The organism is Persicimonas caeni (assembly GCF_006517175.1).
Classification (GTDB): domain Bacteria; phylum Myxococcota_A; class Bradymonadia; order Bradymonadales; family Bradymonadaceae; genus Persicimonas; species Persicimonas caeni.
Genome location: NZ_CP041186.1, coordinates 3,802,764 through 3,827,560 on the forward strand (window position 1 = coordinate 3,802,764; position 24,797 = coordinate 3,827,560).

Annotated in this window: 20 protein-coding genes; 12 read left to right on the top strand and 8 right to left on the bottom strand. The window is 62.9% G+C overall.

Going from position 1 to position 24,797, the window contains the following annotated elements:
• Positions 1–81 precede the first annotated feature (81 nt).
• Positions 82–1,893 carry a DNA primase gene (gene dnaG / locus FIV42_RS14155; protein WP_141198320.1) on the bottom strand — a complete coding sequence of 604 codons (1,812 nt, stop codon included), beginning with the start codon at positions 1,891–1,893 and terminating at the stop codon, positions 82–84.
• Between the two features lie 215 nt (positions 1,894–2,108).
• Here dnaG and FIV42_RS14160 point away from each other — a divergent pair, with 215 nt between their 5' ends.
• Together FIV42_RS14160 and FIV42_RS14165 are read left to right on the top strand one after the other, a co-directional pair.
• Positions 2,109–3,026 carry a universal stress protein gene (locus FIV42_RS14160; RefSeq protein WP_141198321.1) on the top strand — a complete coding sequence of 306 codons (918 nt, stop codon included), beginning with the start codon at positions 2,109–2,111 and terminating at the stop codon, positions 3,024–3,026.
• Between the two features lie 128 nt (positions 3,027–3,154).
• Positions 3,155–4,168, top strand: a complete 1,014-nt coding sequence (locus FIV42_RS14165) for an MBL fold metallo-hydrolase (protein ID WP_141198322.1) — start codon at positions 3,155–3,157, stop codon at positions 4,166–4,168.
• On the opposite strand, the gene FIV42_RS14170 is transcribed toward FIV42_RS14165, so the two are convergent.
• Together FIV42_RS14170 and FIV42_RS14175 are read right to left on the bottom strand one after the other, a co-directional pair.
• A complete protein-coding gene (locus FIV42_RS14170; protein WP_141198323.1) occupies positions 4,131–5,573 on the bottom strand; it encodes a glycosyltransferase 87 family protein in 1,443 nt (480 codons plus the stop codon). The two genes, FIV42_RS14165 and FIV42_RS14170, sit on opposite strands and share 38 nt — an antisense overlap.
• Complete coding sequence (locus FIV42_RS14175; protein ID WP_222615459.1) at positions 5,573–7,078, bottom strand: cellulose synthase family protein; 1,506 nt, start codon at positions 7,076–7,078, stop codon at positions 5,573–5,575. The genes FIV42_RS14170 and FIV42_RS14175 overlap by 1 nt, the downstream gene beginning before the upstream one ends.
• A gap of 227 nt (positions 7,079–7,305) precedes the next feature.
• Between FIV42_RS14175 and FIV42_RS14180 the strand changes: the two genes are divergently transcribed.
• Positions 7,306–8,220, top strand: a complete 915-nt coding sequence (locus tag FIV42_RS14180; RefSeq protein WP_168210639.1) for a UbiA prenyltransferase family protein — start codon at positions 7,306–7,308, stop codon at positions 8,218–8,220.
• 289 nt (positions 8,221–8,509) lie between these two features.
• On the opposite strand, the gene FIV42_RS14185 is transcribed toward FIV42_RS14180, so the two are convergent.
• Positions 8,510–9,664, bottom strand: coding sequence for a hemolysin family protein (locus tag FIV42_RS14185; RefSeq protein ID WP_141198325.1), 1,155 nt, complete (start codon positions 9,662–9,664; stop codon positions 8,510–8,512).
• A gap of 308 nt (positions 9,665–9,972) precedes the next feature.
• On the opposite strand from FIV42_RS14185, the gene FIV42_RS14190 reads away from it, so the two are divergent.
• Genes FIV42_RS14190 through FIV42_RS14205 form a run of 4 tightly spaced genes read left to right on the top strand, consistent with a single transcriptional unit; the run spans position 9,973 to position 13,596 of the window.
• Entirely contained in the window at positions 9,973–11,082 is a 1,110-nt protein-coding gene (locus FIV42_RS14190) for an MlaE family lipid ABC transporter permease subunit (RefSeq protein ID WP_141198326.1), read from the top strand.
• A gap of 10 nt (positions 11,083–11,092) precedes the next feature.
• Positions 11,093–11,911, top strand: coding sequence for an ABC transporter ATP-binding protein (locus tag FIV42_RS14195; RefSeq protein WP_141198327.1), 819 nt, complete (start codon positions 11,093–11,095; stop codon positions 11,909–11,911).
• A 15-nt stretch (positions 11,912–11,926) separates the two neighbouring features.
• Positions 11,927–12,949, top strand: a complete 1,023-nt coding sequence (locus tag FIV42_RS14200; protein ID WP_141198328.1) for an MlaD family protein — start codon at positions 11,927–11,929, stop codon at positions 12,947–12,949.
• A complete protein-coding gene (locus FIV42_RS14205; RefSeq protein ID WP_141198329.1) occupies positions 12,946–13,596 on the top strand; it encodes an ABC-type transport auxiliary lipoprotein family protein in 651 nt (216 codons plus the stop codon). Before FIV42_RS14200 ends, FIV42_RS14205 begins: the two co-directional genes overlap by 4 nt.
• Before the next feature lie 18 nt (positions 13,597–13,614).
• Here FIV42_RS14205 and FIV42_RS14210 read toward each other — a convergent pair whose 3' ends face one another.
• Entirely contained in the window at positions 13,615–16,137 is a 2,523-nt protein-coding gene (locus FIV42_RS14210) for a protein kinase domain-containing protein (protein ID WP_141198330.1), read from the bottom strand.
• Between the two features lie 234 nt (positions 16,138–16,371).
• Here FIV42_RS14210 and FIV42_RS14215 point away from each other — a divergent pair, with 234 nt between their 5' ends.
• Positions 16,372–16,977 (top strand): TetR/AcrR family transcriptional regulator, encoded by a 606-nt coding sequence (locus FIV42_RS14215; RefSeq protein ID WP_168210640.1) that lies wholly within the window; start codon positions 16,372–16,374, stop codon positions 16,975–16,977.
• Between the two features lie 36 nt (positions 16,978–17,013).
• On the opposite strand, the gene FIV42_RS14220 is transcribed toward FIV42_RS14215, so the two are convergent.
• Positions 17,014–17,226 (bottom strand): hypothetical protein, encoded by a 213-nt coding sequence (locus FIV42_RS14220; RefSeq protein ID WP_141198332.1) that lies wholly within the window; start codon positions 17,224–17,226, stop codon positions 17,014–17,016.
• Between the two features lie 132 nt (positions 17,227–17,358).
• Between FIV42_RS14220 and FIV42_RS14225 the strand changes: the two genes are divergently transcribed.
• From FIV42_RS14225 to FIV42_RS14235, 3 genes are all read left to right on the top strand, one after another.
• A complete protein-coding gene (locus FIV42_RS14225; protein WP_141198333.1) occupies positions 17,359–18,120 on the top strand; it encodes a HugZ family pyridoxamine 5'-phosphate oxidase in 762 nt (253 codons plus the stop codon).
• 139 nt (positions 18,121–18,259) lie between these two features.
• Complete coding sequence (locus tag FIV42_RS14230) at positions 18,260–21,577, top strand: DUF7107 domain-containing protein (protein ID WP_141198334.1); 3,318 nt, start codon at positions 18,260–18,262, stop codon at positions 21,575–21,577.
• Positions 21,578–21,737: 160 nt separating this feature from the next.
• Positions 21,738–22,376: a radical SAM protein gene (locus FIV42_RS14235; protein WP_141198335.1), complete on the top strand. Its 639-nt coding sequence runs from the start codon at positions 21,738–21,740 to the stop codon at positions 22,374–22,376.
• Positions 22,377–22,475: 99 nt separating this feature from the next.
• Here the strand turns inward: FIV42_RS14235 and FIV42_RS14240 are convergent, their stop codons facing one another.
• On the bottom strand, positions 22,476–22,766 hold the full coding sequence (locus tag FIV42_RS14240; RefSeq protein WP_141198336.1) for an HU family DNA-binding protein: 291 nt from the start codon (positions 22,764–22,766) through the stop codon (positions 22,476–22,478).
• A gap of 157 nt (positions 22,767–22,923) precedes the next feature.
• The gene (locus tag FIV42_RS14245) at positions 22,924–24,195 is read right to left on the bottom strand and encodes an FHA domain-containing protein (RefSeq protein WP_141198337.1); all 1,272 of its coding nucleotides are present in this window, start codon (positions 24,193–24,195) and stop codon (positions 22,924–22,926) included.
• A gap of 345 nt (positions 24,196–24,540) precedes the next feature.
• On the opposite strand from FIV42_RS14245, the gene rpmB reads away from it, so the two are divergent.
• A complete protein-coding gene (rpmB, locus tag FIV42_RS14250) occupies positions 24,541–24,783 on the top strand; it encodes a 50S ribosomal protein L28 (RefSeq protein ID WP_141198338.1) in 243 nt (80 codons plus the stop codon).
• Positions 24,784–24,797: the final 14 nt, after the last annotated feature.

Below are 24,797 nucleotides of genomic sequence, written 5' to 3' on the forward strand. Positions count from 1 at the left end.
TTCGGGCTTATTCCTCAGCCCCCGCAGACTCGGCCCATCGGCCGACTCGGCGCGGTGGCCGCAAAGCGGGGGCCCACACATTTATAGTGATCGATCCCAGTCGAGCGATGCCTTGAACTGGGCGATCTGCTCCTTTTGACGAGTCAATTCCTCGAACTTGTTACGTTCGTTGTAAAAATCAATCTGGTCGAGCTGACGGGTCAGCTCGTCGAGACTGCGCGTGGCCCAATTCTTCTTGAGCGTACGAACGCAGTCTTGGTAAAACTGTAATGCCTTGTCCGGGTCTTCCGGGTCGTAACCTTCATCGGTCAGGGCCTTGGCGACGGTGCGCCGAAAGGCCCCATGATCGATCTTTTCGAGCAGCACCGGCGCGTTGATTTCGCCGTGACGCTCGTAGTGCTGACGCGTGAGCTCGAGAAAATCGGCCAGCTCCTGTGTGCTGAGCAGATTCTCGAGCTCGTCTCCCAAAAATTTGTCGAGCCACTCCGGATGGTCGAGCAGGACCATGAGCACGCCGTATTCGGCGCTGTCCAACTCCAAGGGCCGATGAGCCTCGATGACGGCTTGGCGGGCCCGACTCCTCAACTGATCGGGCCGCCGAATATAATCCTTCAAAAGTTTGGGCGCGATATTTAACCGCCGAGAAACCTCCTGGGCGTAGTGCTCCCAGGCCAGTTGGTTGCCTACGTGGCGTAACACGTCGCCGGCTTCTTCGAGCGCGCTCAACTTGCGGTCGACGTTGTCACCTTCGGCCGGAGCCAGGACTCGATCGAGCGCCCACGCGACAAGTGGTTGGGCCTGCTCGATCTTTTGCGAAAGCGCCTCGGCTCCGTGGCGGCGGACAAACGTATCAGGATCTTCGAGTTCGTCAAATCGTATTACCAGAGCCTCGAGTTTGGCCTCCGAAAACGCCTGTAAACAGCGCACCGTGGCCTCCTCACCGGCACTATCCCCGTCGAAAGCGATGACCACCTGGTCGCAATAACGCTGCAGCAGTCGCGCTTGTTCCGAGGTCAGTGCGGTTCCCATGGGGGCGACCGCGGTGTCGAAGCCCTTGGCGTGCAGGCAGATTACGTCGAAATTGCCCTCGACGAGCAGCGCATAGCCCGCTTTTTGGATGCCCTGCTTGGCCGCGTGCAGCCCGTAGAGCTGCTCGCCTTTGGTGTAAAATTTCGTCTCCGGCGAGTTGATATATTTGGGCGCGTCGTCGTTGGCGGCGATGGTTCGCCCGCCGAACGCCAGGGTGTGGTCCCAGATATCGACCACCGGAAAGACCACCCGATGCCGGAAACGATCGTAGTGGCCCGAGCCTTTGTTGCGCGACAGCGCCAGACCCGCCCGCTCGGCGATCTTGCCGCTGATGCCCTTGCTCTGGAGGTGGTCGAGCAGGTTCTGCCAACCCTGGGGCGCATATCCGAGCCCGAAATTCTTGGCCGTCTCCTCGTCGATCTCGCGCTCGGTCAGATAATGGCGCGCCGCCGCGCCCGCCTCACCCCACAGCTGGGATTCGAAGTAGGCGCGCGCCGTCTCCATGATCTGCCAGTACAGCTTCTTGCCTTCGCGCCGCTTGCGCGCGCGCTTGGCGGCCTGAGGATCTTCTTCCGGAATCTCCACGCCGTTGCGCTCGGCGAGCTGGCGCACCGCCTCCGGAAAGCTCCAACCCTCGATCTCCATCATGAAGCTGATGACGTTGCCACCGACTCCACAGCCGAAGCACTTGAAGATCCCTTTGCTCGGGGTCACGTAAAAGCTGGGCGTATTCTCGTCGTGAAACGGACACAACCCTTTGAAGCTCGACCCCGACTTCTTGAGGCTCACGTAGTTGCGGACGGTGTGCAATATGTCTGCTCGGGCGAGGACTTCCTCGATCACCGATTCAGGAATCAAACCCATCTCTACTCAACTGCCGCGAGTGCCCTCGACGTTTGGCGGTTCTTTTTGCCAGAAAAATCAAGGGCTTGCTCTGGGAGGTCTGCCGGGATTTCAGGGCCCCCCAGTCTAGCGGCGGTTTTTCGTCTGTCAAATTGTCCCCTAGACGCTCTGCGCCAATGTGCTTAGCCTTACAGCGGTTACAGATACCTACAATGCCGTAACAAGGGACACGCACAATGAAGATCGTCATCGGAACGGACCTCTCCGAAAATTCACTGGACGCCGCTCGCCAAGGGTTTGCCATGGCCGAGCGCATGCACCGCGAGGATGACCCGGCCGAGGTCTACGTCGCCTACGTCGAGGGCCAGGGCACCTGGTACCCGCAGGTGGGCACGACCACCATCCTCGACGACCCCGACAACCGCCGACGCATGGAGGCGCAGGTCCACGAGTTTCTCGAGGAGCATCTCGGTGAAGAACTCGAAGGCAAGCTCGACTACGAGCTGATCCTCGAGGAGGGCCGCGCGTCCAAAAAGCTGCCCGAGATCGTCGATCGCCTCGCCGCCGACTGGCTGGTGGTGGGTCAGTCGGGCCAGGGCGCGCTGGCGCGGCTGGTCGCCGGCTCGACCGTCGAGAAGCTGTCGCATCGCCCGCCGTGCAACCTGGCGATCGCTCACTCGAACGGGGTCGACTGGGCGAGCCGACCCACGATCTTGGTGGGCATCGACTTCTCCGAGGCCAGCGAGAAGGCGCTCAACCTGGCGATCGATCTGGCCGAACAGGCGAGCGCTCGCCTGCACATCCTGCACGTGGTCTACCCTCCCGGCCCGATCGCCCTGCCCGACGGGCTCGTCGGCTACGCCGGCGGCGAGTACCAGGAGGTCTCGGCGGTGCGCGAGCGCGCCCGCGGCGAAATGGAGGTGCTGGTCGACAAGCGCCAGACTCGCCTCGACGACATCGACTGGACCTCCGAGGTCGTCACGGGGTATCCCACCCGCGAGATCGTCGGCTACGCCGAAGACAACGACATCGACGCCATCGTGGTCGGCACCGTCGGCCGAAGCGCCATGGACGATTTCCTGCTGGGAAGTGTCGCCAGCGGAGTGGTAAAACATATGCCTTGCACGGTGCTTCTGACGCCGCCAGCGCATTGACATCAAATGGCATCGAGAGCGGTCGCCTCGATCAACTAAACAAGCCGAGCCCGAAGGGCAAAGCGCCAGGTTGTGATAGCCCCCGGCGAAGCGAAGCGGAGCCGGGGGTTGGAATTAGGTAGTACGATTTGACCAAGAAGTGGAAAGACCAATGGGGAAGCGCCCTCGAACTCGACGAGGGCCTTTTTCGTCTGAGGCTGCGAAGCCCCGGCAAAAGCCTCATCGTCAATACCTACGTCTACTCCGGCGGCGGCGCACTCGCCGTCATCGACGCCGGCTGGCCCGAGACCGTCGACCAGTTGGAGACGGCCCTGGCGGACATGGGGCTCGCGAAGAGCCTTCGTGACGTCGACTACTGGCTCTACACCCACGCCCATATCGACCACATGGGCGCAGCCGCGCTCATCAGCCAGAAAACGCACGCCCCGCAGATTGCCTGGCAGGGACTCGAGCCGTATCGCGAGCGCTGGCACGCCTTCCAAGACGATATGCACAACTGGACGCCCTGGATCGCCGAGGCCTTCGCCGAGCCGCATCGCTCGCGGCTCTTGGCCGAGCGTAAAAACCAGGGCGGTTTGGTCGACAAGTACGGCCGCGGCGTGCTCGAAAACGCCGCGTTCGTCGAGTTCGGCGAGCGCCTCGAGATCGGCGACCTCACCCTCGAGTTTCACGACGCCCGCGGCCACGACCCGCACCACGGCGCCTTCTTCGCGCCCGAGCGCGGCTGGCTTTTCTGCGGAGACGTCGTCATCGCCGTGCCCACGCCCATCTGCCGGGCGATGAACGACGAACTCGACACCTACCGCGACAGCCTCGACCGCCTGCAGGCTCTCGACGCCCAGTTTTTGCTTCCCGGCCACGGGCTGCACCGACGCGACAATATCGACGCCTCGTTCGAGCGCTCGCGCTCGTTCGTCACCGACTACGAAGGGCGTACGCTGGCGTTGTTGCGTGAGTTGGGGCGACCGATGGGCCTGTACGAGTTGGCACTGGCGTTCACACCCGACGGCAAGCCCTATCAGCCGGCGAGCCGCTGGTGGGTGCATATAGCTCAGGTCGACTCACACCTGCACGCGCTCATCGAGCGCGGCGATGTGATGTGCTTCAGCGGGGAGCACGGGCCGTTGTACGAGGCGAGTTGATCGACTCCCAAAGCCACACCACTCCCACCACGCCAAACTCCACGGCCACCAGCCAATGGGGCACCATCCAGCTCCCCCCGGCGCGCGCGTTCATCCACCCCACATAGGCTGCGAGCACCACGAACGCGAAGACGAGCGCCGTCTTCGACCGGCGAAGTGCCGCCAGCGGCACCAGCCACGCCACGTACCAGGGGTGGACGACGGGAGCCATGAAGAAGAGCGCGAGTAGCACCAAGAGCGTGCCGGCGATGGGGTCGCGGCGCATCACGAGCGCCCAGAGCATAGCGAGCGCGACGATGAAGACCGCCACGAGCTTGGCGACCGTCTGGGCGATCTGGTCGGCGGCGAAGCTCGTCGACGGGACCTCCATGCCCCGCCAGGTGCGCGTCCACCCCATCTCGCTGAAGAGTTCGTCGTATTGGGGGAAGGTGAAGATGACTTTGCCGTCGAAGCGGTTGATGCGTGTTTCGCCGACGATCGTGTTGCCGGGCGGCGCCCAGCGCTCCAGTGATTCCTCGCTCAGCTCGGCCAGAGCCCGAAAAGGGCCGTCGTTGCCCTGCCAACTACTCGCATAGGTGCCGAAGCCCGAGAAGAGCTTCGAGCCCGCGTCGAGGTACGGCATGTACGAGACGGCGATGACCACGGCGGCGAGCGCGACGAAGATCACGCGGCGCCTGGCGGCTTCGGCGAGCGTCGACTCGAAGCGCGCACGCGGCGCCAGGAGCACCAGCGGCAGGGCGAGCACGCCTAGGAATTTGGCAGCGATGCTCAGCCCGAACAGTGCGCCAGCACCGGCGGCGGCTCGGTACGTTGGCGCCCGCACCATCAGGACCAGCGCGGCGACAAGCGGCATCCAGGCGAGTACGTCGACGTGGCCGCTCCATGCAACCTCGACGACCACGAGCGGGCACAGTGCGTAGATGATGAACGCGCGCTTGAGCGCGCTCTCGTCGAGCTTGGGGCGAGTGCGGCTGAGCACAAACCAGACGAAGCCGACCCCGGCGGCCTCGACCCCGACGAGCAAGAGGCGCAACAGCGTCGTCCCGCCGCCCAAAGCGGCGTTCAGCCAGAAGAGCATCTGGGCGACCGGCGGGTAGATGGTGGGGACTTCCGGGTGGTTGATCTTCGGCCAGAGCTGAGCGTCGCGAAGATGCGCGAGGGCCTCGGAGGCCGGCGCGTGCAGGTAGGGGTTGATGCCGGCGTGGGCGACGCGTCCGTCCCAGACGTACCGGAAGATGTCATCGGAGAGCATCGGCTCGATGAAGACCAGCGCCAGGCGGGCCAACACGGCGGCGCCGATCAAGCGCGACCACGCGAGCGGCTTGTCGTCGCTGCGCAGAACCAGCCAGGCCCAGGGCACAAAGAGAGCGGCGTACAGGCTTAAAATGGCACTGTCAGGAAGCATTATCGAGCCCTGACTGCGCCACGAAGGCCCTGGAACGCGCTCAGCGTGGCCACGTAGAAGAAGCCGAACTGGAAGAGAATCAAGAAGGGCACGCTAAAGAAGCTGTGATTTTCGCTGACGACCACAAAAAAGATCCCGTAGGTGAACCAGGCGCCCAGGGCGAACTCTACCAGCGGCAAGATGGTCGATTTGCGGATATAGAGCTTCGAGGACCACGACTCGCCGACACTCTGGATGGCGTATTTGGGGGTGCGCACGAAGGGTGTCTGATGACCGACCATCGCCTCGACGACGGCCTTGGCGTTGTTGACCGACACGCCGATCCCCAGGCCGAGCACCGCCGGAATGAGCCGTAAGATCTCCCAAGCGTTGCGTCCGATCTCGCGCTGGGAGACCCAATAGAAATAGCAGACCGAGAAGGTCGCCCCCAAAAAGATGGGCAGGTCCAAAAAGAGCGCCTCGTACCAGCCCTGGTGGATGCGAATGATGGTCGCCAGCGGCATGAGCACCGCCAAAATCACCATGAGCAGGTAGGCGAAATTCGAGGTCAGGTGGTGGAAGGCCTCGTATTTGATCTCGCGGGGCAGGTTGCTTTTGAGGATCCGCGGGAGCAACTTCAGAGCTGTCTGGATCGAGCCTTTGGCCCAGCGGTGTTGCTGGGAGCGAAACGCGTTCATCTCCACCGGAATCTCGCTGGGGGCGGTGACGTCGCGCAAGAAGACGAACTGCCAGCCCTCGAGTTGGGCGCGGTACGACAGGTCGAGGTCCTCGGTGAGCGTGTCGTGCTCCCAGCCGCCGGCGTCGATGATCGTCTCCTTTCGCCAGATGCCGGCCGTGCCGTTGAAATTAAAGAAGCGTCCGGCGCGGTTACGCGCGGTGTGCTCGAGCACGAAGTGCCCATCGAGCAAGATCGCCTGGGCGCGCGTGAGCAGGCTGAACTCGCGGTTGATATGTTCCCAGCGAGCCTGCACCATGCCGATCTCTTCGTCGGTGAAGTGGTCGATGGTGTCGCGCAGAAAGCTTGGCTGCGGCACGAAGTCGGCGTCGAACACGGCGATGAACTCGCCGCGCGCCTTGGCCATGCCCGCTTCGAGTGCGCCAGCTTTGTAGCCGGTGCGGTCTTTTCGGTGGTGCAGGCTGATGTCGAAGCCGCGCTCGCGCATCTCGTCGACCAGCTTGGCCGCCTTGTCGGTGGTGTCGTCGGTCGAGTCGTCGAGGACCTGAATCTCGAGGCGATCTTTGGGATAGTCGAGCTGGCAGACCGCGCGGATGAGCCGCTCGACCACATACCGCTCGTTGTAAAGGGGGAGTTGGACGGTGACGACCGGAAGCTGCTCGGGCGCGAAGCGATCCTTGGGCTGCGGGTCGTCTCCCTGCGCAAACTTTTTGTACAGGGCCACGATGGCGTAGCGGTGCGAGCCGTAAAACGATAGCACCAGCAAGATCGCAAAGTAGACCGTCAGGACAACGATCTGCAATGTGGTCAAATCTTCGAACTCGAGCATAACGCTACAACGTCTGAGGCTTTGGGGACGGTCGTCTTGCAGCGAAGACGTATCTGCAAGGCCTACACTTTGCTACACCGAGAACCAAGAACCAAGAACCGTTTGCTAGGCTAAGAGAATCAACTTAGGCTGAGCGGACGCAACACTGGCACAACGCCACCACCCAGAAATCCATGTCACAAAGCGAAACATCCACCACCGAGAAATCGCGCGCGAGTCTATGGCGTATGGCGCGCGGTGTCTTCGTGACCCTTCGGCCGCATCAGTGGGTCAAGAACTTCTTTGTGCTCGCGCCGCTCTTCTTCTCGAAGAGCTTCATGAGCCCCGAGAAGGCCGCGCTGGCCGTCTCGGCGGCGTTTTTGTTCTGCCTGGCTGCCGGTACCGTCTATCTGTTCAACGATGTCTTCGACATCGAGAAAGACAAAAAGCATCCGGTCAAATGTCGACGCCCGATCCCATCTGGCGAGCTTCCCTTGCCGGTGGCCAAGGCGACTGCTTGGCTTCTGGGGGCGGGCACGATCGCCGGCTCGTTCGCACTGGGCCCGTGGACGGGCGCGGTCATTACCGGCTATTTGCTCATGAACCTGGCCTACTCGACGGTGCTCAAGAACGTCGCTTTTCTCGACGTGACGATCATCGCCACGGGCTTTGTGTTGCGCGTGCTCGCCGGGGCGTTCGCCATCAATGTGTTCATCTCCGAGTGGCTGATCGCGTGCACCTTCTTCTTGGCGCTGTATCTCGGCCTGGGCAAGCGCGATCACGAGCTTCGCCTCTACCTGAACGGCGAGGTCAAAAAGTCGCGCAAGGTCCTCGAGAGCTACCGCGCCGAGCACCTCGACTTTGCCGTGCTCTTCGTGGCCGGGCTGACGATCGCCGTCTACACGGTCTACACGCTGACTGCTGCGCTGCCCGAGATCGCCACGGCGCTTCCCTACCAGCCGCTTCGCAGCCAACCGACACCGTTCACGTCGCCGTGGCTGCCGGTGACGGTGCTCTTCGCCGTCTTTGGCATCACCCGCTTCTATCAGCTCATCAACAAGGACTCGCCGGAGAGTCCCACCGACTTGCTCCTGCGAGACGCCCCGTTTCTGATCAACATCTTTTTGTGGGCCGCGGTGATGCTGGTCCTGGCGTTCGCCTAGAAAAGACGGTTGGAACGGTGGGGGAGATTCAAAAGCATTGATCACGCTGCCGATCCGCAAACGCGCCCTTGGAACCACGCTGCCGATCCGCAAACCTAAATCTTTAGATGTTTCAATAGGCGGGGTCGCACTCCCGTGGACGACGTGGGCGTTCTGAACGGATGGTCGAATCGTAAACGTCGAGTATCGACCCGAGTCCAGGGCTCGAAACCTCGACCACCGGCGTGGGAGCCGGCCTATTTTTATATCTAAGATTGACGTTTGGAGGATCGACCGCCTCGCCGACTCGCTATTCAGACGGCGGCGGCTCTGCGCCTTTGTCGGGCGAGCTGCTCGAGTCGGGCGACTCCGCGCCGGGCCGTGACGGCAGGTCGATGCCCAGGTCGTCGGCGGTGTCGTCTTCGGTCACAAGTCCGAGGCGTTTGGCGCGGTTGTACCACTGGTGGCGCGCCAAGACCTGCATGTCCTGGATGAGGTCGACCTCGTCGACGATCTCCAGGCCGAGGAGGGTCTCGACCAGGTCTTCCATCGTCACGATGCCCGCCATGCCGCCGTACTCGTCGACGACCAGCGCCAGGTGCTCTTGGGTCTCGATGAGCCGCTCGAACAACTCGCGAAGCGACAGCAGCTCGGGGACGACCAGGACCTCGCGGCGTAGGTCACCCAGCTTCGAGTCGCCGCGGTCGTTGGCCAGTTCGAGCAACAGATCGTGCTTGAGCACGTATCCGGTGATGTCGTCGCGGTTTTCGCCGTAAATGGGGATACGCGAAAAACGCGGGTTGGGCCGCTTGTCGAAAAACTCTTCGACGCTGCGATCCTCGGGGGAGGCGAGCACGACGGTGCGCGGGGTCATGATGTCTTTGACGCGCAGCGACTTGAAGCGAAGCAGGTTGCGCAGGATACGCGACTCTTCCTCTTCGAAGACGCCTTCGCGGGTGCCGATGTCGGCCAGCGCGCTGAACTCCTCACGGCTGACGGTATGCGCCTGCTTTTTGGGCGAGATGATCCGCGTGAGCGCCTTGGAGAGGAGCACGAACGGGTACATCAGCCAGATCATCGGGATCAGAATGCGCGTGGCCCACGGCGCCAGTCCACGCCAGTACGATGCGCCCAGCGTCTTGGGAATGATCTCCGAGAAGATCAGGATCGCCAAGGTGAGCACCGCCGAAAACACAGCGATGAGTGCATCGCCAAAGACGACCTGCGCCTGCGCACCGGCGCCGGCAGCGCCCACGGTGTGCGCAATGGTGTTCAGGCTCAGAATCGAGGCGAGCGGGCGGTCGATGTCGCGCTTGAGCTTCTCGAGGCGCTCGCCAACCTTGTCACCTTGCTGCTGGAGCGCAGCGACGTATGAGGGGCTGACACTTAGCAGGACCGCTTCCAGTACAGAGCACAGGAAGGAGACCCCGAGCGCCAAAAGCACGTATAGAATGAGTAGCGTCATGAACTCGTAATCGTCGGACCCAACGGGGACGGAAAACCCAGTGTGGAGCACACCACACGCCCCGTCAATGTTTCGCGGAATTTAACACCATGTCACGCTCGAACAAACTCCCATCCGCATCCGCGCCATCCGCATCCGCGCTATCCGCGCTATCCGCGCTACCAGCGCTATCCGCGCCCCAAACCCCCAAACCCCCAAACCTTTTGGCTTTGCATCTCATCCTGCATACAATAGCCTCGTATGTGCTACGCAAGCTGTGAAATGATGTAGACGTGGCACCTTTTGGTGGAGCGGGGGCGTTTGCCCGAATGGAAATCACGCGCGAAGACATCGATGGGGGACGCACCGTGCGGTTGAAGCCGCGCGGCGCCTTGGACGTCGACCATGCCGAGAAGCTGCACGCCGAGTTCGAGCACCTCTGCGCGCAATCTGGCGTCGAGCAGGTCGTCGTCGACTTCTCGGAGGTGCGCGAGCTCGACTCGGCCGGTATCGCGGTCATCTCGCTGGGGTCGTATCGCCTCGGCGAGGTCGGACGCCAGTTACACACCGAAAACCTGAGCGACGAGCAGCGCGACGCGCTCGACCTGATGCCCCAGTTTACCGGCGAGCTGGCCGAAAAATATGTCCCCACCTTCTTCGAGTCGGTCGGAGAGCTGGGGTTGAACGGCTGGCACGAGCTCAAGCACTACTACGACACGTTTACCGACGCCGTCTTCGCCTTCGTCGATATGTTCAAGGGGCGCTTCCCGCCCAAAAATTCGGTCACCGAGCAGTCGGTGGCCATCGGCGTCGACGCCTTTCCAATCATCGGGCTGCTCAGCCTTCTTCTCGGCCTGATCATGGCCTTCCAGTCGGCCTACCAGCTGCGCCAGTTCGGGGCGAATATCTACGTGGCCAACCTGGTGGTCATCTCGATGGTGCGCGAGTTCGGCCCGATGATGACCGGCATCATGCTCGCCGGGCGCAGCGGCTCGGCGATCGCCGCCGAGTTGGCGACCATGAAGGTCCAGGAGGAGATCGACGCACTCCAGACCATGGGGATCAACCCCAGCCGCTACCTGATTCTCCCGCGCATGATCGCGATTACGATCGTTACGCCGTCGCTGGCGCTGATGAGTGATATCATCGGCGTGTCCGGTGGCTTTTTGATCGGTACGCTCTACCTGGACCTGTCGGCCGACTCGTATATCAACCAGACGCTGATCTCGGTGACGCTGGGCGATGTGATGCACGGGCTGCTCAAGAGCGTGGTCTTTGCTTGGATCATCGGCACGATTGCTTGTTACGCTGGAATGAACGTGCGCGGCGGCGCCAGCGGCGTAGGCCGAGCGACCACCCGGGCGGTGGTGGCCTCGATCTTTATGATCATTGTGGCCGACAGCATCTTTACGACCGTCTCCACATTGATGGGCGGATGAGAAGGCGTCTATGAGCGAGCAGAAGACATCCGAGCCTGTCATCGAGTGCCGCGATTTGGTCTGCGGCTACGGCGACGTCGCGGTGCTCGAGGACGTTAATGTCGAGATTTTCCGCGGCGAGATCGCCGCGCTTTTGGGCGGATCGGGCTCGGGCAAATCGACCTTGCTCAAAACGATCGTGGGCTTGTTGCCGCCACTTTCGGGCGAGATTCGCCTGTTGGGCGAAGATATCTACGCGATGACCCCCAAAGAACGCAGCCGAGTGCTCAGGCGCACCGGCATGCTCTATCAGTACGGGGCGCTGTTCGGCTCGCGCACCATCTACGACAACATCTCGTTGCCGCTTCGCCAGCACACCAATCTGCCCGAGCCGGTCATCCGCGAGATGGTTCGCCAGAAGCTGGCGCTGGTGGGGCTCGAGGGGCTGGAGTTTCGACTGCCGGCCGACGTCTCCGGCGGCCAGAGAAAACGTGTCGCCCTGGCACGCGCCACGATCATGGACCCTGAAATCGTCTTCGCCGACGAGCCCTCCGCCGGTCTCGACCCGGTGGTGGCGGCGGGCCTGGACGCCCTGCTGCGCCAGATGCAGCGCCTCTTCGGGGTCACGATGGTGGTGGTGACCCACGAGTTGGAGAGTATCAAGATCTTGGCCGACCGCGTGGTCATGCTCGCCGATGGGCGGGTGCGCGCCGTCGGCACCGTCGAAGAGCTGTCCAACAGCGACGACGAGATCGTCTATAACTTTTTCCACCGCGTCCCGCCCGATTATGTGGACGCGGGTGATGGCGGCAGCAGCGTCTTGGACGCGATGGCCGATAGTCAATCCTGATACGGTAGATGCGCAATGGCGACACGCACGCAAAAGGTCAAACTCGGCGTCTTCTTGACGGCGGCTACCGTGCTCTTTGCCGGCACGGTCATCGTGCTGACGGGCATGGGGCTGTGGGAGGAGCGCTGGACCTACTTCATCGAGTTCAGTGAGAGCGTCAGCGGCCTCGAGCAGGGCGCGCCGGTCAAGCTGCGCGGTGTGCGGGTGGGCACGGTCGACGCGATTCGAGTCGACCCCGACAACGTCGAGGTCGTCGAGGTGCGCATTCAGGTCGACAAGGGGACGCCCATCAAGACCGACACACAGGCGTACATTAACATGCAGGGGATCACCGGCTTGAAGTTCATCGAACTCGCCGGGGGCACCGCCGAGGCGAAGCTGTTGCCGCCGGGAAGCGAGATCCAGGCAGGCCAGAGCATGCTCGAGCAGTTGACCGGTCGCGCCACCGACATCGGTCTGAAGGTCGAAAAGCTGCTCAACAATATTTTGTACATGACCCGCGACAAGAACCAGGAGCGGGTCGACCAGATCATTGCCAGCGCCGAGGCGTCGACCCAGAACCTCGAGCAACTCAGCTCCGAACTCAGCCAGACCCTGCAGGTCACCCGCTCGCTGGTCGCCGATAACCGCGAGGAGCTCGACCAGCTCATCTCGAACGCCGGGGAGACCTCCGCGCGCGCCAACGAGACGCTCACCGAGATCAACGAGCTGACACGGTTGGCCCAGCAGGCGGTGCGCGGCGCCAAGATTCCCGAGACGGTCGCCGAGTTCCGCCAGACCAACACCATGGTCCAAGAGCGCCTCCAAGGCCTCGAGGTGGGCAACACCATGCAGAAGGTGACCGCTGCCCTCGACACGCTGACGGTGCTTTTGCAGAACTTGAGTCAGACGGTCAACCAGAACCAGGACCAACTCCGGGCCACGTTCTACAACCTCCGTTTGGCCGCCGAGAGTTTCAAAAATCTGGCGCGCTCACTCCAATCTCAGCCGTCGCGATTGCTCTTCGACGACAAACCCGAACCACGTGAACTTCCATGATTGATTCGAATTTGTATGTGCGATGGTCGGTAATGCTGGTGTTGGCGTTGGCGCTGGGGGCTGCGAGCGCCTGTGGCGGGTCGACGCCCGAGGTCAAGCACTACCGGCTCGACCTCCGGCCACAGCAGACGGCCTCGGAAGTGGGCGACAAGCCGGTGCTCGGCATCGAGCAGTTCACCACCGACGCTGCCTACGACGAGCCCAAGATTGTCTACCGAAAGACGCCCTACGAGCTGAACTACTACTACTACCACCGTTGGGCGACGAACCCGGGGATGTTGGTCACGGATGCGCTGCGGCGCGGCTATGCGGCGACCGGGCGCTTCGAGTCGGTCTCGACCGGGCAGGTGGTCGGCAGCGACGTGGTGTTGTCGGGCCATATCTCGGCCATCGAAGAGGTCGATGTCACCGAGGAGAAGTGGCTGGGCCGTGTGGTCCTCGAGATGCGGCTTCGCGACGGTCAGACCGGGGACTTGCTGTGGACGAAGGTATTTGAAGAGCAAGAGAGGCTCGCCGAGCGCACCCCTGCCGGGCTCGCCCGAGCGGTCAGCGAGGCGTTGACGCGCGTCGTCGACCAGAGCGCCGACGACATCGCGCAGGCCGCGCGCCAGTCGGGCGCGACGATGAGCTCGAGGCTGGGGTTCTAAGACTTGGCCGCGCCAGCCTCAATCTCCCGGAAGCTCGAGCTTGTCGGTGGTCTCGAATTTGAGGACTTCGACCTGATGGAGCAGGTAGACGGTGCGAAGCACCAGGTCTTTGCGGTCCTGTGAGCTCTCGTCGAGGATCGAGTTCAGGTTGCTGCCCGCGTCGAGCTGGGTCAGGATGCGAAGCTCGCGTGAACTCAACCGAAGTCGGTCGACGTCGACTGGCGCCCGCGTGGACTCGAAGATCGAGGTGTGTCGGCGCCCCTGATAAAACCCGTTGATCAGATCGAGGGGGATATACTCGCGGCAGGCCTGCACAATCGTCGAGTAAGTGTCCAGCCCCAGCGGATAGCCCATCGTGTCGGGCTCTTGATTCTCGTAGTACCCGTAGTGACCCCGCGACCAGGTGAAGACGTCGAGCAGCTTCTCGCGCATTTGCTCGGCCAGAAGCTCGAAGATGTCGTGAGCCTCGACCGCGCCGATGGCGACCAGCGCGTCGCCCAGGCGTCCGCCCCACTCGCTCAGCCGCGCCAGCGCTTCATCGAGCTGTGCCTGGGTGATGCGGTCGCGGCGGATCAAAAAGGAACCCAAGAGTTCCTCTTTCTTATTCGAGTCGACCAAGATCGGCTCCCCGTCGCGCATGAAGATCGACTTTTCGACCGACCCGTCTTGGACGTGCAGTCGCCCGGTGGCCCCGGAGCGATGCAGACGTGCCAGGATGCGCGCAAACGGCACCCGCGACAATTCGCCCTCGTAGCTGGCGTATTGGCTGCGCAACTCCTCGATGGCCTGTTGCGCCGATTCGTCGTCGTGCATGGTCGCGTCGTCGGCCTCGTCGGGTACCGAAGGCGGCTCTTTGTCGACATCCGAGTCGTTGACCACGCTCGAGGTCATCTCGAAGGCGGCTCGGCTTCCCGTCTCGCGGGCGGTCGACTCGGAGAGTCCCCGGCTGAGCTGTTCGAGTGAGGAGACCGCGTCCTCGAGTTCCCTGGCGAGGTCGTGGTCTTCGGGCAGGGTCGTGGTCTCTCGGCCGACCTCCTCGGGCGCCGGTCCACGCAGGGTGTCGGGGCGATCCTCGTCGGCTTCGGAATCATCGGCGTCCGAGTCGTCTGTGTCGGCGTCCGAATCTTGCGGCTCGGCGGCCGGCGGCGCGTCCGCCTCCGAGGGGGCGTCGTCGGGCGCACCCTTTGGGTCGATCACCTCGTCGAGCTCGTCGACCTGTTCGAGCGGCCGCCATGCACCGCCGTCGATGGAGACGCGGTCGCCCACGACTTCTTCCTGCTCGGAAACCAGGCCCACCAGCGTCTCGAGCCCCATCGGCCCGTAGATCAGCCCGCTCGAATCGCGGTAGCGGTAGCGCTGGTCGTCGGTGGCGTCGAGCGTGGTATGCGATTCGTCGGCGGCATCGCTCTCGGCGGCATCGCTCTCGGCGGCCGACGACTCGTAGGCCTCGCTCATCGGCACCTGGTCGGCCATCTGCAGCGCCTTTTCGGCGGCGGGCGCGGGCGTCTTTTCGAGCGCCGGCTTCTCTTTGGGCGGTCGTTTCGCCTCGGCCATGAGCTGCTGCAGGCGCGGCTCGGCGCGCCGCTTCGTCTTCTCTTTTTCGATCTCGTCGGCGAACAGCCGGCGCATGAAGTTCGACAGGTCGGTGCCGGTGACCTTGATGCTGTGGTGGTAGCAGAAATCGACCAGCGCCTGGTAGAACTCGCCGGAGGTCTGGAAGCGCTCCTCGCGATGCTTGGTCAGCGCGCGCTGGACAATCGTGCGCAGATCTTGAGGCAGCGGCTCGGCCTTCTCGAGGCCTTTGGCGATGTCGGCGTCGCGTACCTGCAGCATCACCTCGAGGTCCGAGCTGCCCACAAAGAGCCGGCTCATGCTCAACGCCTCGAAGAAGACTACGCCGGCGGCGAAGACGTCGCTGCGCGCGTCGATCTCCTCGCCCATGACCTGCTCGGGGCTCATGTAGCCGACCTTGCCTTTGAGCGTGCCGCTCTCGGTCAAGGTGCGCTCGATGGCGGCCTTGGCTACCCCGAAGTCGCCCACTTTGACGTCGCCCGCGTAGCTGATCATGATATTCGACGGGCTGACGTCGCGGTGGATGATGTTCAAGTCCTCGCCGAACGGGTCTTTGGCGCGGTGGGCGAAGTTGAGCCCCTTGAGCATCTCCATGGTGATGAAGAGCACCAGGTTGAGCGGGATCTTGAGGTTGCGCTCGGCGCAACGCGCCAGCACCTCGAGCAAATCCTTGCCGAGCACGTACTCCATGGCGATGTAGTACTGCCCGTCGATCTCACCGAGATCGAAGACCTGCACGATGTTGGCGTGGTAGAGGCTGACCGCGATCTTGGCCTCGTTGATGAACATCTCGACGAATTCGCTGTCGTCGACGAGGCTGGGCAAGATCAACTTGATCGCGAATTCTTTCTCGAAACCAGCCGCCCCAAAGGTCTTGGCGCGATAGATCTCGGCCATTCCCCCGGTGCCGATTTTACCCAGCAGGGCGTACCGCCCGAACTTCGTGCCTTCGCCGAAATGATCGACCACCAGTGTTGCCTATATGAGTCTATGGAGGTGCAATTTGCTTCCGCGGCGATGTTAGCACAACGGTTCGCCTACGGTCTACCGATCGCGCGTCGTCCCATCGGCTTGTGTGCCGACGGCTGCCGCGGCGCCGCCCACCATGCACCAGTTCCTCGCCACGCACCAGTTGCAAGATGGGCGCAACCGTGGAACTCTCCGCACAGTAGTTTGCAACGACGCGGCACGCACAGGAAGGTCATGACCAAGCATCGTAGCCCAGATGAGCGCGCGACCCAGATTCTGGACGCAGCGCGCGCTTGCTTTATGCGCAAAGGCTATTTTGCCACCAAGATGGACGAGATCGCCCGGGAGTCGGGCCTGTCGAAAGGGGGCATCTATTTTCACTTCGACTCCAAGCGCGACATTTTTCGCAGCCTGGTCGAGCGCGAGTACAACCGCGACATGGAGTTCATCGACGGGGTCTTGGACGCCGAGAACGATATTGCCACCATTTTGATCGGGCTGGGGGAGCATTTCGTGCAGCAATTCGCCGCGACCGACAAGCCGCGGTTTACCGCCATCATTGCCGAGATGGCCATCCGCGACGAAGAGATCGACGAGATGGTCCAAGAGCTGCAAGAAAGCTATATCGGTCGATTGGCCAGCGTGTTGGAGCGTGCGATGGACGAGGGGCAGGTAAGACGGCTCCACGCCACCTCGGCGGCGACGCTGCTCAAGGCGATCATCGATGGGATTCAGGCGGGAATGGCCGTCGGCGGGAGTACCCCGGATCTCGAGAAGCTACTCGAGACGAGCATGGAGGTGCTCACCCGCGGACTGCTGACCGACGAGGCGCTCGGCTGAGCGCGCTCGCCGTCGGAGTGGGAGGGCGCTGCTCTACTACTTGTTCTCGGCAGGCTGCTCGGCGCCCTCGTTGGCTTCTTCGGCCGGCGGGGCGGGCTTCGCTCCATCGGGAGCGCCTTCGGTCTGCGCTGCTTCGCCGCCGTGGGCCGGGCCGTGGCTGCCGGCCTGTGCGATGAAGCTTCCGATGGCGACCACGATCACGATCGCCACCAGCCCGCCAAAGATTCCCTGAATGACTTCCTTACCCATTTTTCGTGCCTTTCTCGTTGCCTAAACTCTAGCCAGCCGTGATTTGCCGCCGCACGCTATTATATTCGCGCCACGGTTGCAACGGTTGTCGTGTCCCTGCCCACCCGAGACCCCATAACCCCGAACAAATCTATGTCCGAACAAGCCCAAGCCGAAGAAAAACGCCTCACTCACGCCGAATCGGCGCGCACCATGCTCGCCGCAGCCCGTCGAGGCGTGCTCTCGACGCTCGAGTCCGAAGAAGGGCACCCCTATGGATCGTTGGCCGAATTCGTGGCCACCGATGAAGGGGATGCGATCTTCTTGCTGAGCGATCTGGCCGAGCATACCCACAACTTCAAGGCCGACGCACGCGCCTCGCTCTTCATCGCTCCGGGCATGGCCGACGGCCGCCCTCTGGCGCTCGAGCGGGTCACCCTCGTGGGCGAGATCGAGCCGGTCGAGGACCGCGACGCCTACCGCGACGCTTATCTGGAGGCCCACCCGCACGCCGCCGGCTACATCGACTTTTCCGACTTCGCCTTCTGGCGCCTGCGCGTCGAGAAGGCGCGGTATATCGGCGGTTTCGGCCGCATGAGCTGGGTCGGCGAAGAGGCCTACCGCGCCGCCTCGCCCGACGCGATCGCGCTGGGCTCCGCCGGCGCCGTCGAGCACATGAACGACGACCACACCGACGCGATCCTCGACTACGTGCGCGCCTTCTCCGACATCGAAGCGCCCACGAGCGCCCGCATGGTCGCCCTCGACCGCTACGGCTTCGACATTCAGGCGGCCACCGAAGACGGCCGCGAGCGCGTGGTGCGCGTGCACTTCGACGCGCCTCTCCGCGGGCCCGGACAGGTCAGAAAGGCGATGGTCGAAATGGTGCAAAAGGCGCGGGCTCAGCTCAGCTGACCGGAAGCCGGCGCCCGCGACCGAAACCGGGCGTCGATCTTCAAGTCTCTGCGCGCGCTAATTTGATGCTCCTAACCCCGTGTGGTAGGGTGTACGCCGTCTGAGATCCTAAATTTTCACGGCGTACTGAGGCCCTACAATGTCTCGACGTAGATTTTTACCTTTCGCATTTCTGCTCGCGCTTTTCGCGCTCTTGCTGCTCAACAGTTGCGGGCGATCGGTGCTCGGAGATCGCTGTCAAACCGACGCCGACTGTGACGCCGGAGCCCAGTGCATCGGCAACTACTGTTCGCAGCCGGTCGCGTGTATCGACTCGACCGATTGCGCCGACGGCGAGATTTGCCGCGCCGGGGTGTGCACCGTGCCGGTCGATTCGTGCACGGTCGATAGCGATTGCGACGAGGGCGAAGTCTGCGTCGACGGCGCCTGCCAGATCGACGAGGTCTGCCAGACCGACGCCGACTGTGACGAGGGCGAGGTCTGCAACGCCGACACCGGCCAGTGCGTCGGCAGCGAGTGTGAGGACGACTTCGACTGCAGCTTCGGTGAAGTCTGTGTCGACGGCGTGTGCGAAGACGACTGCGCCTGCGCGACCGACGAGGATTGCCCGTTCGGCTACGTCTGCGACGGCTGTGAATGCCGCCAGCGCGGCGAGTGCACGAGCGACCAGGATTGCGCGGACGGCGAATACTGCAACGCCGACAATATCTGCGTGGAGATCCCGCCGGAGTGCGAGATCGACGACGACTGCACCGACGGCATGATCTGCGAAGACGGAAGCTGCCGGCTCGGCTGTCGTCAAGACCGCGACTGCCCGCCCACGACCGTCTGTGAAGACGGCGTGTGCGTGGCCGAGTGCTTCGAGAACTCCGATTGTCCCAACGATGAAATCTGCCGCGACAACGTCTGCGTGGTCGCCGAGTGCCAGGCCGACGCCGACTGTGGCCTTGGTGGCACCTGTAACGACGGCACGTGCGAATACGATCGCTGCCAGAGCGACACCGACTGCGACGCCGGCGAGCAGTGCGCCGACGGGATCTGCATCCCCCGAGAGCCGCCCGCGTGCGTCGACGACCGCGACTGCGCGATGGACGAGTTCTGCAACGAGGCCGGCGAGTGCGAGTTGATCGCTCCCGATTGCGTGCTCGACAGCGATTGCGACCCCGGCGAAGTCTGCATCGATGGGCGCTGCCTGACCGACGTGGAGTGCCGCATCGACGAGGATTGTGGTCCCAATCAGGTCTGTGTGAGCAACGCCTGCGAGCCGGCGGGCTCCTGCCAGGCCGACAGCGACTGCGGCCCGGCCGAGCGCTGCATCGGTGGGAGCTGCTTCTTCGTCGGTGATTGTCGCGGCGACGACGACTGTCGCCCCGACGAGATCTGCAACGAGAGCTTCCGCTGCGAGCGCGTCGATTCGTGCGACAACATCTCTTGCCCGCCCGATACGGTCTGTCAGGACGGCCAGTGCATCCCGACCAGTCAGTGTCAGATTGACGCCGATTGCCCGGCCGACTTCCTGTGCGATCCGGCCACTGGCCAGTGCGTGCCACGTCCGCCGCAGTGCCAGATCGACGCGGATTGCCCCGGTGACGAATCGTGCGTCAACAACCAGTGCGTCTTCACCGGCGACTGCCGCAGCGACTCCGACTGTCGCACCGGCGAGGTCTGCCAGAACAACTTCTGCACCAACCCGGGCGGCTGCAGCCGTGACTCCGATTGCCCCTCCGGCGAAGAGTGTGAGCCGATCTCGCGCACCTGTCAGCCCGAGGTCGATTGCACCAGCGACGCCGACTGTCAGCAGGGCTTCCAGTGCATCGGCGACCGATGCGTCGATGTGCGCCAATGCACCAGCGACGCCGACTGCCCGACCGGCGCGGTCTGCAACGATTTCTTCTGCCAGCCTGCGCCCGAGTGCCGCGTCGACAGTGATTGCCCGCAGGGCCAGCGCTGCGACCTGAATAACTGCGTGGCCCAAAGCTGCACCGACGCCAACGACTGCCCGCCCGCCTGGCAGTGCATCGCCCAGCGCTGCGCGCCGCCGCTGTTGTGCCAGAGCGACTCGGACTGCCCGCTGCCCAGCATGCAGTGCATCAACAACACCTGCCAGGATCCCACCGGCTGCCAGAGCGACGCCGAGTGCCCCGGGCCGACCAGCTGCGTGGCTGGTCAGTGCCTGCCGGTGCCGCCGGCCAACTGCCAGACCGACGCCGACTGCCCCAGCGGGCGCATCTGTGAGTTCGGCTTCTGCATCCGTCCCCCCGGCGAGTGCCAGTTCGACAGCGACTGCGGCCCCAACGAGCGCTGCCTGAATTACCAGTGCCAGTTCGTGCCCGAGTGCAGCGCCGACAGCGATTGCGCTCAGGGCGAAAGCTGCGTCAACGGCACGTGTCAGTCCACCGCCCAGTGCACCACCGACAGCGACTGCGCGCTCGGCGAGACCTGCGACAGCGGCCAATGTGTGCCGCAGCCCGGGTGCACCACCGACAACGAGTGCGCCGACGGCGAAATCTGCCAGAACGGCCGCTGCGGGCCGGGCTGCCGCATCGACGCCGACTGTGAGTCGGGCTTCGAATGCTCTCCCAGTAGCAATACCTGCGAGCCGATCACCTCGCAGTGTGTCGACGACGCCGACTGCCCCACCGGTGAGGTCTGCGACCGCGGTGTGTGCATCCCCTCGAACAATCAGTGCACGAGCGACGCCGACTGCCCCACCGGCACCGAATGCCTGGCCGGGCAGTGCAAGACGCCGCCGGCTTGCCGAAACGACAGCGACTGCTCGAGCGGCGAACGCTGCGACTTGTTCAGCGGCGAGTGCATCGCCGACACCACCTGCTCGACCGACAGCGACTGCCCCACCGGTCAGTTGTGCATCGGCGACCAGTGCAGCCAGGTCTCCGGCTGCCAGACCGACAATGACTGCCCGTCGGGCACCGAGTGCCGCAACAACGTCTGCCTGATCGCCGGCGACTGCCAGAGCGACAGCGACTGCGGCGCCAACGAGCGCTGCGAGTTCCAGTACTGCCAGCCGACGACCTGTCAGAGTGACAGCGACTGCGCCAACACCTTCCAGTGCCTGGCCAACCGCTGCGTGCTCGGACCCTACTGTGGTCAAGACAGCGACTGCCCGAACCCGTCGCAGTGCATCAACAACACCTGTCAGAACCCGGGCGGCTGCACCGCCGACAGCGACTGCCCCTCCGGTCAGTACTGCTGGGCCGGTGCCTGCTACGCCATCCCCGCGCCCGAGTGCTCGGTCGATGCCGACTGCGGCCCCAATCAGGAGTGCAATTACGGCTTCTGCCAGGACACCTCGGTGCAGTCATGCCGCATCAACTCCGACTGCCCCACCGGCGAGTTGTGCGTCAACGGCACCTGCCAGTCGGGCACCCAGTGCCTCGACGACGGCGACTGCAACTTCAACGAAGTCTGCCGCGGCGGCCAATGCGTGGTCCCTTAAGGTTGCTTGTCGGCTATAAACTGCGCTAATAGCAAAGCGCCCGTCGGAATGGACCGACGGGCGCTTTGTTTTTGCTTCTTGCTGTGCTTCGCAGCCTTCGAGAACCAAGAACCAAGAGCCAAGAACCGAAAAGCAGTTGCTTGCAGTAAGGCGTACCGCGATGAAGGACGACCAGCTACGTTTAACCGAAATCTTCTACAGCATCCAAGGCGAGTCCACGCGCGCCGGGCTACCGTGCGTCTTTGTGCGGCTGTCGCGTTGCAATCTGCGCTGCTCGTGGTGCGACACCCCCTACTCGTTCAAAGGGGGCGACAAGAAGAGCCTTGACGACATCGTCGCCCAGGTCGAGAGCTACGGCTGTAACTTGGTCGAGATCACCGGCGGAGAGCCGCTACTGCAGCCCGACGTCCATCCGCTGATGACACGGTTGTGCGACGAGGGCTACGAGGTGCTCATCGAGACGTCCGGGTCGCTCGACATCGCGCCGATCGACGATCGGGTGCGCGTGATCATGGACCTGAAGGCGCCGGGCAGTGGCGAGGTGGAGAAGAACCTGTGGGAGAATATCGCCGAGCTCAAGCCGACGGATGAGGTCAAAATCGTGGTGCTCGATCGGCAGGACTTCGACTGGGCGGTCGAGGCCTGCCGCGAGCACGAGCTGTTCGAGCGTGTCGATGAGGTCCACTTCTCGCCGGTGCACGGCGAACTCGACTCGAACACGCTGGCGAATTGGATCTTGGAGGAGAGGCTTCCGGTCAGGCTGAACTTGCAGATCCACAAGTTCATGGGGGTAGAGTGACGACTATTTGAGCTGACAAAGTACGATTTGGGGGCTGCCGCACTGGATATCCGTGCAAAATCACGACCCTCAAATTGTAGTTTGTCTGCCGCAATAGACTCAGTTGTACTCGTTGAGGACGTCGACGCGCTCGCGCAGTTCCTTGCCCACCTTGAAATGCACTGACTTCTTGGCGTCGACGAAGACCTCTTCGCCGGTGCGCGGATTGCGACCCACGCGGGCGTCGTACTCGCGGATCGAGAAGCTTCCAAAGCCGCGCAGCTCGATACGGTCTTCCTGGAGCAGCGCGTCCTTCATCGCATCAAAAATTGCATTGACCACGTCATAGGCGCGGTTTTTGGGGATATCGATGCGCTCGGCAACAACTTCGATAAGTTCGGATTTGGTCATCGTACAACTCGCGTCAAACTTACTTTAACCAATCGGTTAAATCTCAGTAAAATCACCCACCTAACGCCTTTGGCCGCTTTCGTGGGGAGCGGCAGTTAATGACAACCGGATGGAGTTGTCAACCGGCGACTGTGGGTCCCCTTCGTGGTCAATTCGTCTACTTCTTTTTACCGACGTGAACGCGGAAGAGCTGCTGACCCATAAAGATGTAGTCGCCGTTCTCCAGCTGCGTCTTCTCCCAGAGCTTGGTCCAAGTGCCGTTCGAGGAGTTGAGATCGACCAAGTAGCACTGGCCGTCCTCGCCCGTATAGATCTGAGCGTGTCGACTCGACATGAACTTGTCGTGCGGAAAGATGATGTCGCCTTTCTCACGTCCGAGCACCGCGCCCGATTCGGGCAGGCAGTACACGTTCTGGACGACGTTTCCGATGCCAATCTGCAAGATCTTGTAGTTGCCACCCGGGGCCGGGCTGCCCATGTAGCGGGTGCCGTCGGACGATTTGGTCTTGGGGGTGATCGACTGCTCGAAGCGCTCGAAGCGCAGCACCTGGCGACCCATCAAGAAGGAGTCGCCGGGCGTCAGGCGCACCTCGTCACGAAGCTTCAGGAAGGTGCCGTTGAGGCTGTAGAGATCTTCGATGTACAGATCGCCGTTCTCGATGTGTAGTCGAGCGTGCTTCGGGCTCAGAAAGGCGTCGGTGGGAAACCGGGTGTCGCCGTCTCGGCCGAGCGTGGTCTCCAAAAACTCGAGCGGAATGGAGATCCCGTCGGAGCCGTCCTCGTTGATCGACACGAGGTGGACGTCCCAGGGGTTCTCCTGCTTGGCTGCCGCGGAGGGGGGCGGCGGCTGGCGTTGGGGCTCGGGGCTTTTGGCGCCACTGGGGGCCTTGGCAGCGCTCTTGAGGCTGCCGCCGCACTGCACGCAAAAGCGCATGCCAGGCGGGTTGCTGGCGTGGCAAGACGAGCACACGATGCCCTGCGCATCGCTCTGCGGGCTCTTGGCGGTCGTCGCCGGCTGGACGACGGGGGGATCGACCATACGATCGGTCTGGTCGATCGGCTGCTCGGTATCGACGGTCTCGTCGACCTCTTCGAGCACGTAGCCCTCGTCGGGCTCATCTTGGCTGTCGAGGGCGTCGAGCAAAAAGTTTTGCAGCTCGTCGTCCGAGATGTTGGGATCGGGCTCGTCCTGGCTGTCGAGGCTAGGGGCCTCGTCGACCTCGGACAGAGCGGCGCCAGGCCCCCGAAAGCGCTTGGCCATCTGGGAGATCGCGTCTTCGTCGTCGGTCACGTTCGAGCCGAGATCGAGTCTGTCGGAGACCGGGTTGCGGAATCTCCCCTTCATCTTGATACCGTCATCGGAGTCGTCGGGGCCCTTCCCCTCGCTCGGTCCCGACAAAGCCTGTGAGGCCAATTTTCCCTCGTCCACTGATTTGCCTCCAATCGGTCGGCGAAATTCGAGTTGTGGCGCGTGTTCTGGACGTTGGACAATCTACAGCACGCTATGGGTCGATGCAAGATGCTCGACCGGAAAACAACTGCCGAAAACCGACGGATTTTTGAACGCTGGCAAGTGTTTAGCGCCCGCGCGCCGACCCTATTCGGTGCATAGACTTGACAATCGTCGGATCACCTGCCAAGTTCCGCTCCCTCAGGGAAGGGCTTCGCGGGCCCGTACGTTGAATCCATCGCATACATGCCGTCTTTTAAGGCCGGCATTTGCCGAAGATACAGCCGCAAGCTACCAACGCCTTCGAGCCAGAAAGGAACGATTATGTCGCGCAAATGTAAATTGACGAACAAGAAGCCGCTGGTTGGCAACAAAGTCTCGCACGCCAACAACCGCACGAAAATGCGGCAGCAGCCGAACCTCAAAAAGAAGCGTATCTACATCCCCGAAGAGGATCGCTGGGTGCGTGTCAAGCTGTCGGCGCGCGCGCTGCGCACCGTCTCCAAGAAAGGCCTGCTCGCCTTCTTGAAGGACAAAGGCCTGCGTCTGAAGGACGTGTTGGCTTAATCTGCCGAGACAGT